We start from the raw sequence: 15,322 nt of genomic DNA on the forward strand, positions 1-15,322 counted from the left end.
CTGATACCTGATACCTGATACTAGCTGTGAATCATGATGCTTTTAACATTCACAAATTCGCGAATCCCAAAGCCGCCGTGCTCTCGGCCATAACCGCTGTCTTTAACACCACCAAATGGTAGGTTTGGTTGTGCCAAACCATAACCATTAATATTGATCATGCCGGTGTCAAAATACTTTTTGGCCAGTTCAATGGCTTTTTTCTCATCTTTTGAAAATATACCGCCGCCTAGTCCATAGCGCGAATCATTAGCGATACGCATAGCGTCGTCGTTATCTTTGGCTTTAATTAAAGATGCGACAGGACCAAATAGCTCATCGTCATAAGCAGGCATACCTGGTTTAAGGTTTTCGAGCACGGTTGGGGGGTAGTAATAACCTGTTTGTTGCGGTATTTCGCCGCCTACAATTACTTTTGCACCCGCATTGACAGAGTCTTGCACTTGCTGATGAATTTTGTCGCGTAAATCTTCGCGTGCCATAGGACCCAGTTCAGTATCTTCATCCATTGGGTCGCCCATTTTTATCGCCTTAAATTGCTGGCTTAGTGCTTCTTTAAAGTCATTGTAGAGTGAATCAACCACCACAAAGCGCTTTGCGGCAACACAGGTTTGGCCGTTGTTAATAATGCGTCCTTGTAAACAAGCCTTAACTGCAAGGGCTAAATCAGCATCGTCAAGTACAACAAAAGCGTCGTTACTACCCAGTTCTAGTACGGTTTTTTTAACATGCTTGGCAGCTTGCTCTGCTACTTTTTTACCTGTGCCATCGCTTCCAGTGAAGGTCACGCCGCTTATAGCCGAGTGTGAAATAAGGGCGCTGGCGGTTTTACCATCAATCAGTAAGTTGCTAAAGCAGTGTTCAGGGAAGCCTGCTTGTAGAAATAATGTTTCAATTTTTTCAGCCATACCAAATACATTACCGGCATGTTTTAATACCGTGGTATTACCCGCCATAATGTTTGCGGCACTGTATCTAATAACTTGATAAAGTGGGAAGTTCCATGGCTGAATACCCAGCAGCACACCGGTAGGGCGATAGCTTATGATTGCACGACCTCCTTGCATGTCGCGCTCCTCGTCGCTAAGCATATCGGCGCCATGCTCAGCGGTATAACGACAAATGTCAGCACAAAGCTGAACTTCTTGGAAGCCTTGCTCATAGACTTTACCCATTTCTTCGGTCATTAGTTTTGCTAAGGCTTCTTTTTGGCTTTCAAATAAAGAGGCTAATTTATTTAGATGTTGTGCGCGCTCGGTAAACGAGGTTAATCGCCATTTTAAGTATGTTTCATGAGATTTTTCGATCACTTGTTCTGCTTGAGCTTGAGAAAGCAGCGTATAGCTATTAATGACTTGCTCGGTTGCGGGATTGATCGTATCAACTGTGTTACTCATTTTACCTCCTAACAAATTATGTAATAGGATAGGTGCAAAACCAAAGCCAGTTAGTTTCTAGATATTAAAAAGTCATAACTATCTGTTAGTAATGGTTTTTACATTACTTATGACTAAAATCTAGATGTTGTTTGCTTGTTGTTTTTGCTATGGTTCTGTAAATAGTGCAAGTTGTTGAAAAAGTTACAGGGAGGGTTCAAATGAAGCCATCATTGTTTAATACCGCTTTACCGATAATTCAGGCACCTATGGCGGGTGTTCAAAATGAGCAACTTGCTCTTGCTGTGAGTGAGGCTGGAGGGTTAGGCTCTTTGCCTTGCGCCATGTTATCACCAGCACAATTAATTGAGCAGCTAGAAGTACTTAGCCAAAAAACAACGAAACCTTTTAATCTTAACTTTTTTTGTCATAGGGTTGCTGATTACACGAACGAACAAAAGCAGCTATGGCATAATATGCTGGCACCTTATTTTGCAGAGTATGAAATTGACCCGCAAAGTTTAACTGCAGGGGCTTCCCGTCAACCTATAAATCAATCGGTTGTTGATATTATTGCCCCCTATAGGCCAGCAGTAGTTAGTTTTCATTTTGGTTTACCTAAGCAAGCTATTGTGGCTCAAATAAAAAGCTGGGGCACTAAAGTAATTTCAACGGCTACCACTTTAGATGAAGCTATTTGGCTTAGTGAAAATGGCGCTGATGGGATTATTGCTCAGGGTATAGAAGCTGGTGGCCATCGAGGGCACTTTTTATCAATGGATTTAAGCTTACAACAAACTACTGAGCAGTTAATTAAACGTTGTGTTGAGCATATATCACTGCCTATTATTGCTGCTGGTGGCATTGCTTCAGCCGATGATGTACAGCGGTTTAAAGCGTTAGGAGCGAGTGCTGTACAAGTAGGGAGCGCTTATTTACTATGTAAGGAGGCAACAACATCAGCTTTGCATCAACAGGCTATTTTAGATCAACAACAAGACGAGACTACACTGACTACATTGTTTTCTGGTAGAGCTGCTCGGGGTATTAAAAATCGAGTAATGCAAGAGCTAGGTGCTATACCAAAGGGCGTTCCTGTGTTTCCACATGCCAGCAGTGCAATAACAGCCTTAAGAACTCTAGCTGAAAAAAGTGCTAAAAGTGATTTTTCACCTTTATGGTGTGGCCAAAAATATATTCCTAGGGTGGGTGTATCAGCGGCTGATATTACACATGCTTTAATGAAAAAATGGTAATTTTTAATGTCTGATAATCCACTTTTATCGCTTGGCGACAGTTATGAATCACTAGTAAACAAGTTTAAAGTGCAATTGGCTGGTAAGTATCCTCAGCAACTAATAGCGCCCAATACCGTATTAGTGCAACAAGGCGATCTGCAAAGTTATGGGTATTTAGTTGTGGACGGGGTTCTAGGCGCTATTCATGACGACATTGACGGCGTGCAAAAGTGTAAAGAGTTTTATTTTAAAAATGAATTTGCTTTGCTGTTTGCCAATTGGATGACCTCAACTCCTGCGTTTTATCAATTAAAAGTGATTAACGAAGCCAATGTAATTAAAGTACCACTAACACTATTTGAGCAAGCACAGTATCAACTGATTAAGCAGCAGCTTATTGCACAGCAACTTATTTTTAAAGAAGCCAAAGAAGCATTTTTATTACTCAATAGTCCCGAGCAGCGTTACTGCTATTTACTCAAACATAAACCTCATTGGTTGGCGCAGTTAAGTTTAAGCCAAGTGGCAATGTATATAGGCATTTCGGCTATTTCGTTATCACGAATTCGTAAGCGACTTAACTTAAGTTAAGTGCTGTTTTCATAAAGCACTATACACTCCCCATTTTAAGCTTTAATACCTTGGAGTGTTATGTTTTTAATTGCCCAATCGTTAGTAGCAGTCGCTACTTTACTCGACTTAGCTTCATTTCAGTTTAAATCCCGACGAATTATTTTAAGCTGTTTATTTACCTCAGTATTATTAACCTCTGCTCACTTTTTTATATTGGGCTATAACAGTGCCGGCTGCTTAATGTTTATTGCCGCGGTGCGTTATTTTTATTGTATTTATTTTAAGCATACTTGGGCTATGTGTGGGTTTATGGCAGTAAGCTGCTTAGCCGTTTATTTTACTTGGCAAGATTGGTTTAGTATTTTCGCATTGGTGGCGACATTAATACAAACTATCGCTTCATTTCAAAATCGAGATTTGCACTTAAGGTTATGTATGGTGGTGGGAACCTCTTTTTGGATAACACATAATATTTTCGCCGGCTCGCCAGTGGCAATAATCATGGAAAGCCTATTTTTAAGTAGTAACTTACTGGGATTATACCGCTTTTATGTGGGTAAAAAATCGCTGAGCGAACCGCAAACGCAACCCTAAACACTTAGGTAAAAAATTGTGCCGCAATGGCTTTTAGTAGGTAAGTTTCGCGAATAATCGATAGCCCTTGCTTGTCACTGTTTGCAAGTGTGCGTTCGTTATGGGCTATCGCCTGGAAAATATCAACCCATTTAGCCTGCATGCCATTTTGTTGTTCGTAGTGTTCAAGCTGTGCTTGGCCTAGTTGCTCATCAATTTGGCAGAGGTAGCAGTATGATTCTATATGAATAATATCAAAGTCATCTTTGTACCAAGGGCGGTACTCTTCGTAAAGCCCAAACTCGCTACATACTTTTATATTTTGTGCGCCAGTTTCTTCACTTAGTTCTCTGATCAACCCTTGTTCTATGCTTTCATGTGGGTCAATCCCACCGCCAGGTAAACTAAAGTCGTCGTAGCGCTGAGTATACATAAGTAAAATGTGTTGTTGCTTAAATGCAATAGCGCGAGCGGTTGGGCGAGAAAATTGACGACCTTGCTCAATATTGATTGAGGGATGAATGTAGGTTTTTAATAAGCGCATAACAACTCCTGTAATAAAAATAAATTATATCAGTTGGTTATATTAATTGCTTTAATAGAGATTTAATAAGCCGCATAAAATAGCGCTATTTCAGCGCCTATACAGCTACTTATGATTAAACTAGTGGATTAAAAATAAAACAGCTGCATTTTGTACCTTAATTATGTATATCTTTCATTTACATTAAAGGGTAAGTAGAATGGTGAAAAAGCACAGGGATTATTCATGTTAAATATACTTTTAGTCGATGACGACGTCGAATTCAGTGATGTTATTTGCCATATTGTTGAGTTTCTTGGCCACAACATTAATACAGCAACCAGTTTAAAAGAAGCGCATCAATGGTTTGAAAATAACACCTTTGATCATGTGCTGCTCGATTTTATGTTACCTGATGGCAGTGGTTTGCACTTGCTGGATCACTTAAAAATGATTGGTCAATCGCCTAAAGTCACCCTTATTTCAGGTCACCCTTCGGTCAAAGGCATTTTAGCTGAGATGTGTGAGCCTAATGTGTCGCATTTATTAAAGCCGCTGCAACGTGAAGATTTAGAACTGGTTTTAAATGGCCCTAAAAAAACAGTAAAAAAAGCGAAAAGCGCCGCTATTACTCATCATTTTGACACGCTTATTGGCGAGTCTGCGCCCATGCAACAGCTTTATACTATGATTGAGCGTGTAGCTAAAACCAATGCTAATGTTATGCTTATGGGTGAAAGTGGCTCAGGTAAAGAGGTGGTAGCCCAAGCCATTCATAATGCTAGTAAATGCGAAGGTCCACTGGTGGCGAGTAACTGTGGGGCGCTTTCAAAAGAGCTTATTGGCAGTGAATTATTTGGCCACGAAAAAGGCGCATTTACCGGTGCCATTGCTCGTAAAGAGGGCGTGTTTGAACAAGCAGACGGCGGAACGTTATTTCTTGATGAAGTCACCGAAATGCCGATTGATATGCAGCCTAACTTACTGCGTGTACTTGAAACTAAAAAAGTAACACGAGTAGGCGGTAATCGTGAGTTACCAGTAAATTGCCGTGTTATTTCAGCGACTAACCGCTCCCTTACCGATTTAGCGCAGAATAATATTTTACGTGAAGATATTTACTTTAGACTGGCTGTTTTTCCAATTGATATACCGCCACTACGAGAGCGAAAAGAAGATATTCCATTACTCGCAAAAGCGTTTTTAGGTCAGTTGAACGATGAAAATGGTACAGCGTTTGCCTGGGCTAACGAACAGCTTAAAGAGCTACAAACATACGACTGGCCAGGTAACGTACGTGAACTTCGCCATGCTATTCATCGCGCTTTTATTATGAGCGACCCGCAAACTAGCACAATTAGTTTACCTGACAACTTAGAATCGCCTTTTTCAAGGGTTAATACTCAATCTGAGGACAAACAGGTATCAGCAGGGCAAACAATTGAAGAAGTTGAAAAAGAGCTTATTCATGCCACGCTCGATAAGGTACAAGGTAATAAAACATTAGCGGCACAAATGTTAGGCATTAGTACTAAAACCTTATACAACCGTTTAAATGCTTATGGTGGTATTGGCGAGTATAAATAACCAGCATGCAAATTTAATAACAACAAAACGAGGACTTTAATGGCATCACCACAACAGGCAAAACCTTTGAATGAGCTGGTACACGACGCACGTGCGCCGCTAAACCGTATTTCGATGAACGCTGAGCTAATTAAGCTAGTACTTGAAAACGATATGCCAAAAGATAAAGCACTCGCCGCACTGGATAAAATAATTGCTAATTGCCAAGCGTGCAGTGACAGTTTGCAGCTTATTTCAGAGTCGAAGTAACCCTAATTAATTCAGGACGATAAATGATTAAACGCAAACAGCAAGGTAAGGCAAATGTAGTATGGGCGTTATTTATTTCTATAGTGCTGTGTATTATTGTTGGTAATGCTTTTTTAGCCATTAATACTATTCAAGGATTATCGCGTACTCAGCAAAGTTTAGATAACACTAATATGTTAAGCACGGCGATAGAGCAATTGCATCTTTCGGTAGTGCAAGCCGAGTCGGGACAGCGAGGGTATTTATTAACCCAAACTGATGATTATTTAGTGCCTTATTACGATGCTGTTGCGCAAATAAAATCCCAAACCAGTCATGTGAATGCCTTGCATTCTGAAATTGATGGGCAGGCACAGCGTATTGCACAGTTGTTACTACTGGTTGAAGCTAAAATAGCTGAGCTGAAAAAAACGGTTGAATTAGCATTAAACGATAAGGAAAAGCGCGCACTTTTGAGGCTCAATACACATGAAGGGCGTGATCTTTACAGAGAAATTCGCACATTGGTTAGTGACATTCAAGAACGCGAATTGCTGTTTAAAGTCAGCCATTTTTCGAAATTAGCACAAATTAAAAAAGAAGCTAAAATCACTTTTGGTATTACTGCAGTTACCAGCGCATTATTGATTTTGGGTATGTTTTTATTAGCTAGGTTGAATTTAAAAAATGCGGCCGAGTATCGTGCCGAGCTGGAAATGCAAAATGAAACCTTAGCCAGTAAAGTGACTGAACGTACTCAAGAGCTTACTTTGTATTCTGATGAATTAAGTCGTAGTAACCGAGAGTTAGAGGAGTTTGCTTTTGTTGCCAGCCATGACTTGCAAGAGCCGTTAAGGAAAATTCAAGCATTTAGTGACCGGCTTGAAAGCATGTTTAAAGACGAATTAGGCGAAAAAGGCGCAGATTATATTGCCCGCATGAAAAATGCCGCACAAAGGATGTCTAATTTAATTAATGATTTATTAGAGTTCTCTCGAGTAACAACCCGAGGTAAAGATTTTACCGATACCGATTTAAACAGCATTCTGAATGATATAAAAGGTGATTTAGAAATAGCGATTAATGAGTGTAATGCACAGGTTGTTACGGTTGATATGCCCATTATTCAGGCAGATCCGAGTCAAATGCATCAGCTGTTTTTAAACTTAATTTCCAATGCAGTGAAGTTCAGAGCGCCTAACGTTGACCCGGTTGTTAATGTTGACTTTGAACGAGTATGTGAGTTTAGTGAAGATCATAACAGTGAAATATGTTGGCATGTCATTACCGTAAAAGATAATGGTATCGGCTTCTCTGATGAGTACGCGGATAAAATATTTGTACCATTTCAACGTTTGCATGGCCGTTCAGAATATAAAGGAACGGGTATTGGTTTATCTGTATGTCGTCGAATTGTAGAACGACACGGCGGCTCTATTGCTGCGATAAGCACCCTAGGTGAGGGGGCAACTTTCATCATTAAATTACCTGTGGATGCAGAGTTATTCACATTACAAGGAGAGGCATAATATGCCATTAACAAACGTAAAACCGATTACCATTTTGATGGCAGACGATGATGAAGATGATCGTTTATTAACCCAAGATGCGCTTGCTGAAAGTCGCGTTTTAAATGAATTACATTTTGTTGAAGACGGTGTTGAACTCTTGGAGTATTTAGAGCGCAAAGGCAAGTTTGTAGATAAAAGCATCTCGCCAAGACCAGGCTTAATTTTACTTGATTTAAACATGCCGAGAATGGATGGTCGTGAAGCGCTTGAAGCTATTAAGGCAAATCCAAACCTAAAAGGCATTCCAGTGGTAATTTTAACCACATCTAAGCAAGAAGAAGACATGGTTAAAGGTTATAACCTAGGCGCTGCGTCTTACATAACTAAGCCGGTTACGTTTGACGGATTAGTTGAGTTGATGAAAACGCTGGGTAAATACTGGGTTGAGTTTGTAGAGCTACCAAGCACGTTTAACGATTAAGCATATTATTAAAACAGGAGACGCTATGTTAGCAAAGGCAACGAAACTGCTATTGGTTGAAGACGATGAAGATGATTATATTTTAACTCGTGACTATTTAGAGCAGCTCAGTTCCCATGTGTTTGACATAGACTGGATAAGCTCTCCTGAGCAGGCGGTGGAAGTGTTGAGTAAAAATCAACATGATATTTGCTTGCTTGATTATCGCTTAGGGGCATCTGATGGCTTAAGTGTTTTAAAACAAGCGCTTAAAAATGGTTTTTGTGGGCCTATTATTATGCTTACAGGGCAGTCAAACGATGCCCTCGATTCAGCTGCGCTTGATGCCGGAGCTGTTGATTACTTAGTTAAAAACGAAATGAGTGGTAGCCGGTTTGCTCGCTCTATTCGCTACGCATTAGCGCGCCGTGATGTAGAAGATGAGCGAGTGGAACGCTTAAAAGCCGAGGCTGAAAACCGTTCAAAAGATCGCTTTTTAGCACATTTAAGCCACGAATTGCGAACACCGCTATCTTCTATTTTAGGTTATACCGAGTTGTTGATGCTCAGTGACTTTAACAAGCAGGCTGAAAACGAGCTCGGTGTGATTTATCGTAATGGTAAGCATTTATTAAGCTTACTAAATGATGTTTTAGATTTATCTAAAATTGCTGTCGATAAACTCGAACTGAGTTTAGGGGAGGTTAACCTTGATAGCTTAATGGCCGACGTATTTACATTAATGCGCGTATCGGCACTCGATAAAGGCTTATCACTAAAGTTTGAATCACTGGAGCCTTTACCACTAGTCATTCGTGTAGATGCCACTCGAGTTCGACAAATTCTTATTAACCTGATCAATAACGCGATTAAATTTACTGAGCAAGGCGAGATTGTGGTTAACGCGTGGACTGAAGTAGTCAATGAGCGTGAAATGCTATTTTTTAGTATTAAAGACTCAGGCTTAGGCATTGCTCCAGAAAAACAAGCTCTCATCTTTAAGCCTTTTGAGCAAATAGCTGATGTAGAGTCGCGTTCAGTCGGTGGTGCAGGCTTAGGTTTAGCTATTTGTTCTGAACTACTTAGTCGTATGCAGGGGGATATTTCATTAGACTCTCACGTAGGTAAAGGGTCAACCTTTACCATTTCTTTATATCCTGGTGATATCAGACAGGTAGAGCGCAATTTATTAAAACTTGATTTAACCCCCAATATGCAGCAAAAAGTAGCACCCTGCCAAGTGAGCGGTAAGGTGTTGGTGGTTGATGATTTACGCGATTTACGTGTGTTAGTTGGTCACTTAATCGGTTCAGCAGGCGCTGCGGTCGATTATGCTGATAATGGTAAGCAAGCGCTTGAAAAAGTAAAAAAACAGCTAGCAGACGGGCACGCAACCTACGATATTATATTTTTAGATATCCACATGCCAGTAATGGGCGGAAAAGAAGCTGCTATTGAGCTTAGAAAGCTAGGTTTTAAAGGTTCAATCATAGCCTTAACTGCTGCGACTATGAAAGGCATTCATAGCGAACTCAATGCGTTAGGGTTTGACGATATGATTGCCAAACCTGTCGATTCCAACTTGCTTTATCAATGCTTAGAGTTAAGGCTCGGGCAAAAAGAACAATCAGCTACGCTGGTTCAGCCAGCACCTAAACCAAGTAATGATAAAAAGTGCTTTTTATTAGTAGAAGACGATGCTGATGCCGCGCAAATTACCCAGCTATTACTAGAAAGCTTGGATGTAGATACCGATATAGCAACAAGTGTTAAAGACTGTAAAGCAAGGCTTGAACATAACAGTAATTACGATAAAGTATTGCTCGATATGCATTTGCCAGATGGAACCGGTTTAGAGCTGGCAGGGTTTATTAAGCAGCATTACCCTGATATTAAGCGCGTCATTATTAGTGGTATGGAGCCTGATGCTGTGCATATCAGGCAACTAGAAATAGAGCAAGTATTGCTAAAACCAATAAATTTAGCATTGCTCAATCAGCTTGTTTAACACCCCAATTAGCTTACCTTGATGTTAAAGGTTTAACCACAGATTGGCGTATAACTAACTCGGGCTCAAATAACGTTTGAATGGGGTGTACGCTTTTTTGATACACATGGCTAAGTACCCACTGTGCAGCCACTTTTCCCATTTCATCTATAGGGTAATTTATAGTGCTCAACGGAGGGTAAACGTGACGGGTAAAAAACACGTTATCGTAGCCAATAATGGAAAGCTGCGAAGGTAGTTGTATACCATGCTCCCTGGCACTCACCATAGCACCGGTGGCCATTTCGTCATTGGCACACACCAAGGCGGTAAAGGCGGGGTTGTTTTTATAAAGTGTAGCGAAGCCTTCGTAGCCACTTTCTTCTACAAAGTCACCTTCAAATAAATTATTTTCATCAAATTTAATGGCGAATTCATCAAGCGCTTGTTTATGCCCATTTAAGCGTTCTTGGGCATCTTTCTTCCAAAGTGGACCGCTAATATAGGCAATGTCTTTATGGCCCGATTCAATAATGTATTTAGTGGCTAAATAGCCGCCTTTAGTATTATCAAGAATAATACAGCGGTCGGCGAGCTCTTCAATATAGCGGTTTAGCAAAACAAACGGGGTTTTGCCTTTACTGAGTTTTATTAAGTATTCATCACTAATAGCTTCAACATGCAAAATAAGTGCGTCGCAGTTACGGCTAATTAAAAATTCGATGCCTTGTTGCTCTCGCTCTGCGTCACTGTGGCCTGCGGTAATAATAACGTGTTTACCTTGGTTTCTTAGGGTGTTCTCTATACCGCTCATCATCGGCCCATAAAATGGCCCTTTAAGCTCTGAAACTAACAAGCCCGCACTATTCGAGCAATTAGAAGCCAGTGATTGCGCAATAGAGTTAGGGCGGTAGCCCAGCTCTTCCATGGCTAAGGTGACTTTTTTTCTGGTTGCATCACTTACGTTTGCATTGTTGTTCATTACTCTTGAAACAGTGGCAAGTGACACCCCTGCAAGCTTTGACACTTCATAAATGGTGGCCATACTATTCCTTGCTACAAATTGCTTTTCTGTGTTAAATCGGCAGTGATTTTTTTAATGGTTCTATTGTCTAGGCTGTATTTACTCATTATTAATGCCACAAGTACACTACCAATCGCAGGGTAAAGTGTGAATGAGGTTAAAATACCATTTTTAGTTGCCTCGCTTAATTCCACATTGGCTTGATATTGATAATAAGCAAGTAACCAACCGGCAATCGCTCCGCCTAATGCAAGCCCCAATTTGATAAAAAATACGATGCTTGCGTAAACTAAACCCGTGAGTCGAAGGCCATTTTGCCAGACTCCGTAATCTATAGTATCAGCCATTTTTGCCCATAATAAAGGCGTTGCCATTTGAGTGAAAAAACACCATAAAAAATACACTAAAAACGCTAGTAAAACGTGTTCATTAGGAACAAAAAAGGCAATGCAGCTCAATATGGCGGAAATATATTGCAGATAAACATAAGCCGCTTTCTTATCAAGGCGTTTACTTAAAGGTTGTGCGCAAGCGCAGCCTAAAATATTACCAATCATACCTAAGGTTACAAATTCGGTGATTAAATCTTCTTTGCCAAGAACATATTTTACATAGTAAATAGCCAACGTTGTGCGCAATACCATACTGGTTAATAATACCAGCGCTGCCATACACAAGATTTTAAACGGCTGATTTTGCCATAAAACGTGAAGTTGTGTTTTTAAAGATAATTTATGCGGTGGATTGCTCACTCGCTCTTTGGTGTAACGAAAACAAATTAAAAATAACACCACACCTAGGCAACTCATAACCAGCATGGTGAGTTGATAGCCCATTTCGTTATTACCATTGCCAAACCATTTTACTAAAGGCAAGGTGCAGCTTGTAACCAGTAAACCACCTAACATGCCAAATACAAACCGGTATGATTGAATGGAGACACGTTCGTTGGGATTGCCACTTAATACGCCGCCAAGTGCCGAATAAGGAATATTAATTGCGGTGTAAACTAACATTAGCAGGGTGTAGGTAACGAAGGCGTAAATAATTTTGTTGGTGTCATCCATCTCAGGGGTAGTAAAAGTAATCACGCTTATAACGGCAAAAGGGATGGCAAGCCAAAGTAGGTAGGGTCGGTAGCTACCGTATTTAGTATGAGTGGCATCAGTGAGTGCGCCCATTATTGGATCAGTTACTGCATCAATGACTCTAACTACTAAAAAAAGGGTGCCCACAACAGCAGGCGAAATACCAAAAATATCAGTGTAGAAAAAAGTTAAAAACAGCATTACGGTTTGAAAAATAATATTACTGGCCGTGTCACCTAGGCCGTAAGCTATTTTTTCTTTTTTACTCAGCATAAAAGCCACTCGTTATTATTTTTGGCGCTGTTTAAGAAAATCACGATACGCAATTGCGCTTTGTTTTAAGGTACGTTGTTGAGTTTGGTAGTCAACATAGACTAGCCCAAAGCGTTTTTCATAACCATAGGCCCATTCAAAATTATCCATTAAACTCCATGCAAAGTAGCCTTGTACATTAACGCCTTGCTCAACTGCATTATGAACGGCATTAAGATGGGTATGGTAATAATTGACACGTTGTATGTCATCTACTTTACCATTTATTAATATATCAGCCATCGCTGCACCGTTCTCTGTTATATATACCTTAGGTAAAGTGTAACGATCATTTAGTGAAAGCAGTAATTCGCACAATCCCTGCGGGTATATTTCCCAGCCCATATCGGTGGTGGCAACATTCTCTAAAGAAACTTCGCTAAACCAATGATCTGGGGTATTTTTGTAATGAATACGAGTATAGTAATTAACCCCTAAAAAATCGATCTTTTGGCTAATAATTGCCATATCTCCATCACTAATATGGGGCTTTGCATCATTTGCAAGCTCATTAATCACTTCAGGGTAACAGCCCTCTAGTACTGCCCGTATATACCATTGGTTATGATAGTCATCAGCTAATTTAGCAGCGCGTTCATCAGCAGTGGTAAGCGGATAGGATGGGCTAAAGTTAAGTACTATACCGGCTTCTATCGTGGGGCAATTCTTACGTATCACTTGCATTGCGAGTCCATGGGCAAGCAGTAAGTGGTGCGCTGCTTGGCGTCCTGCTTTTTGACTTTTTATGCCTGGTGCATGTACCCCTATTTCATAGCCTAGGTAGGCACTACAAAAAGGCTCATTTAAGGTCGCATAAGAGTCAACTAAGCCCTTTAGTTGTTGAGTTACTATGTGAGTGTAATGAGCAAATTGATACGCGGTATCGCGATTTAGCCAACCACCGTTGTCTTCTAAATGCTGTGGTAAATCCCAATGATATAAAGTGACATAAGTTTTAATGTTGCGCGCTTTTAAAGCTTGTAATAGCGATTTATAAAACGACATTCCTTGAATGTTCAAGCTGCCATCTTGGTGTAAAACGCGTGGCCAAGAAATCGAAAGACGATAAGCGTCTACAGCTAAATCAGCAATCATTTGTACATCTTGTTGCCAATATTCTATGTGTTTACATGCTTGGTTGCCGTTACTGTTATCTGCAATGGTGTTTGGTTTGTTACAAAAAGTATCCCAAATACAGGGGAGGCGGGTATCGTAACTTCCCTCTATTTGAAAAGAGGCTGTAGCAACCCCAAAAATAAACGGCGGCTTTAAGAGGGCTGACGTGCCTGGTAAGGAGATTGTTTTAAACACAATGAGATACGTCCTTAAGCTTGCAAATAATAATGAGCTTTACAGTAGTTAGCTAAGCAATATAAATTGCATAATACAACAATGTAAGCGCTTACAATATTTTTGTAAATAAATTGATAAATTTTCTCTATATGCTATAAATGTAAGCGCTTACATTTGGTGTTGCAACTATTATCTGCATTTTAAGTTTTACTAAACGCAATAAAATAGAGGTAACAATCTGATAATTAAAAAATAATTAGAGATTATACTATGGCACATATCACACAGCCACTACCGGCAGCAGAAAACAGCCAAAAACCAGGGTCTACACACACCTTTGCGTTAACATCGCTTACGACCTTGTTTTTTATGTGGGGTTTTCTTACTTGCCTAAACGATATTTTAATTCCGTATTTAAAGGGAATGTTCTCCCTTAATTACACCCAAGCAATGTTGGTACAATTTTGTTTTTTTGGTGCCTACTTTGTTATGTCAATTCCTGCAGGGAAGCTGGTCAGTAAAATAGGTTACCAATTTGGTATTGTTGTTGGTTTGGTTGTTGCTGCGATAGGGTGTGCACTATTTTACCCCGCAGCAGAGGCACATGTTTACGAACTATTTTTACTTGCTTTGTTTGTACTTGCTTCAGGGATCACCATTTTACAAGTCTCTGCCAACCCTTATGTAAGCGTATTAGGGCCTGCAAAAACAGCGTCTTCGCGCTTAACTATGACTCAAGCTTTTAACTCTTTAGGTACAACTGTTGCGCCATTGTTTGGTAGTTGGTTAATTTTGTCAGAAATTAGTCAAGCTACAGCAGAACAAGTTAAGTTTCCTTATTTAATGCTCAGTGCAAGTTTATTAACATTGGCGATTATTTTTGCTTTTTTAAAGCTACCTAAACTAGGTAAAGCGATTGATAGTGAAGCAGAAAACCAAGGTGACACTGAGTTTGTTGATTTAGGCAGTGTATGGAAATATCGTCACCTTATTTTAGGCGCGATTGGTATTTTTGTTTACGTAGGGGCTGAAGTGGCCATAGGTAGTTTTTTAGTTGGCTTTTTAACCCTTGATCATATTGCAGGCTTACCAGAGCAACAAGCAGCACATTACATTAGCTATTATTTTGCAGGTGCAATGATAGGGCGCTTTGCTGGCGCCGCGATTATGCAAAAATTAAACGCAGCCAAAGTATTAGCTTGTCACGGTATTTTAGCAGGCTTACTTGTGTTAATTGCTATGACGGGTCAAGGGTCACTGGCTATGTGGGCTATTTTATTAGTTGGATTATGTAACTCTATTATGTTTCCTACTATTTTTAGTTTAGCACTGCAGGGGCTTGGTAAATACACCTCGCAGGGTTCGGGTATTTTATGTTTAGCGATTGTTGGCGGTGCCATTATTCCGTTATTACAAGGTATGCTAGCTGATAACATCGGTGTGCAATTAGCTCTTATTCTGCCCATTGGTTGCTATTTATATATTACTTATTTCGCGCTGTTTGGTGCAAAAAAAACAACGTCAACTCCTCTTTGAGTTTTAGGTGAAT

At 40.1% G+C, this 15,322-nt stretch carries 14 protein-coding genes; 9 read left to right on the forward strand and 5 right to left on the reverse strand.

The annotated features are described in order from the left end of the window. Positions 1–20 precede the first annotated feature (20 nt). Positions 21–1,397, reverse strand: a complete 1,377-nt coding sequence (locus CWB75_RS17440) for an NAD-dependent succinate-semialdehyde dehydrogenase (RefSeq protein WP_109875289.1) — start codon at positions 1,395–1,397, stop codon at positions 21–23. A gap of 200 nt (positions 1,398–1,597) precedes the next feature. Here CWB75_RS17440 and CWB75_RS17445 point away from each other — a divergent pair, with 200 nt between their 5' ends. The 3 genes from CWB75_RS17445 to CWB75_RS17455 are packed head-to-tail and all read left to right on the forward strand — an operon-like array spanning position 1,598 to position 3,781. Beyond that, positions 1,598–2,632, forward strand: a complete 1,035-nt coding sequence (locus CWB75_RS17445; protein ID WP_138571306.1) for an NAD(P)H-dependent flavin oxidoreductase — start codon at positions 1,598–1,600, stop codon at positions 2,630–2,632. Between the two features lie 6 nt (positions 2,633–2,638). After that, positions 2,639–3,205 (forward strand): Crp/Fnr family transcriptional regulator, encoded by a 567-nt coding sequence (locus CWB75_RS17450; RefSeq protein WP_138571307.1) that lies wholly within the window; start codon positions 2,639–2,641, stop codon positions 3,203–3,205. A gap of 60 nt (positions 3,206–3,265) precedes the next feature. Next, on the forward strand, positions 3,266–3,781 hold the full coding sequence (locus CWB75_RS17455; protein ID WP_054202229.1) for a YgjV family protein: 516 nt from the start codon (positions 3,266–3,268) through the stop codon (positions 3,779–3,781). 4 nt (positions 3,782–3,785) lie between these two features. Here the strand turns inward: CWB75_RS17455 and CWB75_RS17460 are convergent, their stop codons facing one another. After that, positions 3,786–4,304 carry an NUDIX hydrolase gene (locus CWB75_RS17460; protein ID WP_138571308.1) on the reverse strand — a complete coding sequence of 173 codons (519 nt, stop codon included), beginning with the start codon at positions 4,302–4,304 and terminating at the stop codon, positions 3,786–3,788. A 225-nt stretch (positions 4,305–4,529) separates the two neighbouring features. Here CWB75_RS17460 and CWB75_RS17465 point away from each other — a divergent pair, with 225 nt between their 5' ends. From CWB75_RS17465 to CWB75_RS17485, 5 genes are read left to right on the forward strand one after another with little or no spacing between them, the layout of a single operon-like run. Then, a complete protein-coding gene (locus tag CWB75_RS17465) occupies positions 4,530–5,870 on the forward strand; it encodes a sigma-54-dependent transcriptional regulator (RefSeq protein ID WP_010390890.1) in 1,341 nt (446 codons plus the stop codon). 39 nt (positions 5,871–5,909) lie between these two features. After that, the gene (locus CWB75_RS17470) at positions 5,910–6,119 is read left to right on the forward strand and encodes a hypothetical protein (RefSeq protein ID WP_008111968.1); all 210 of its coding nucleotides are present in this window, start codon (positions 5,910–5,912) and stop codon (positions 6,117–6,119) included. A 23-nt stretch (positions 6,120–6,142) separates the two neighbouring features. Then, positions 6,143–7,627 (forward strand): sensor histidine kinase, encoded by a 1,485-nt coding sequence (locus CWB75_RS17475; protein WP_138571309.1) that lies wholly within the window; start codon positions 6,143–6,145, stop codon positions 7,625–7,627. Position 7,628: 1 nt separating this feature from the next. Beyond that, a complete protein-coding gene (locus CWB75_RS17480; RefSeq protein ID WP_010390893.1) occupies positions 7,629–8,090 on the forward strand; it encodes a response regulator in 462 nt (153 codons plus the stop codon). A gap of 25 nt (positions 8,091–8,115) precedes the next feature. Further along, the gene (locus CWB75_RS17485) at positions 8,116–10,077 is read left to right on the forward strand and encodes an ATP-binding response regulator (protein ID WP_010390895.1); all 1,962 of its coding nucleotides are present in this window, start codon (positions 8,116–8,118) and stop codon (positions 10,075–10,077) included. Between the two features lie 13 nt (positions 10,078–10,090). Here CWB75_RS17485 and CWB75_RS17490 read toward each other — a convergent pair whose 3' ends face one another. From CWB75_RS17490 to CWB75_RS17500, 3 genes are read right to left on the reverse strand one after another with little or no spacing between them, the layout of a single operon-like run. Next, positions 10,091–11,101 carry a LacI family DNA-binding transcriptional regulator gene (locus tag CWB75_RS17490; RefSeq protein WP_055012833.1) on the reverse strand — a complete coding sequence of 337 codons (1,011 nt, stop codon included), beginning with the start codon at positions 11,099–11,101 and terminating at the stop codon, positions 10,091–10,093. 11 nt (positions 11,102–11,112) lie between these two features. Further along, positions 11,113–12,441 carry a glycoside-pentoside-hexuronide (GPH):cation symporter gene (locus CWB75_RS17495; protein ID WP_010390897.1) on the reverse strand — a complete coding sequence of 443 codons (1,329 nt, stop codon included), beginning with the start codon at positions 12,439–12,441 and terminating at the stop codon, positions 11,113–11,115. 15 nt (positions 12,442–12,456) lie between these two features. Further along, positions 12,457–13,791 carry a GH1 family beta-glucosidase gene (locus CWB75_RS17500; protein WP_138571310.1) on the reverse strand — a complete coding sequence of 445 codons (1,335 nt, stop codon included), beginning with the start codon at positions 13,789–13,791 and terminating at the stop codon, positions 12,457–12,459. 252 nt (positions 13,792–14,043) lie between these two features. On the opposite strand from CWB75_RS17500, the gene CWB75_RS17505 reads away from it, so the two are divergent. Next, a complete protein-coding gene (locus CWB75_RS17505; protein ID WP_010390899.1) occupies positions 14,044–15,309 on the forward strand; it encodes a sugar MFS transporter in 1,266 nt (421 codons plus the stop codon). Positions 15,310–15,322: the final 13 nt, after the last annotated feature.

This window comes from Pseudoalteromonas sp. S1608, assembly GCF_005887265.1.
GTDB lineage: Bacteria > Pseudomonadota > Gammaproteobacteria > Enterobacterales > Alteromonadaceae > Pseudoalteromonas > Pseudoalteromonas undina.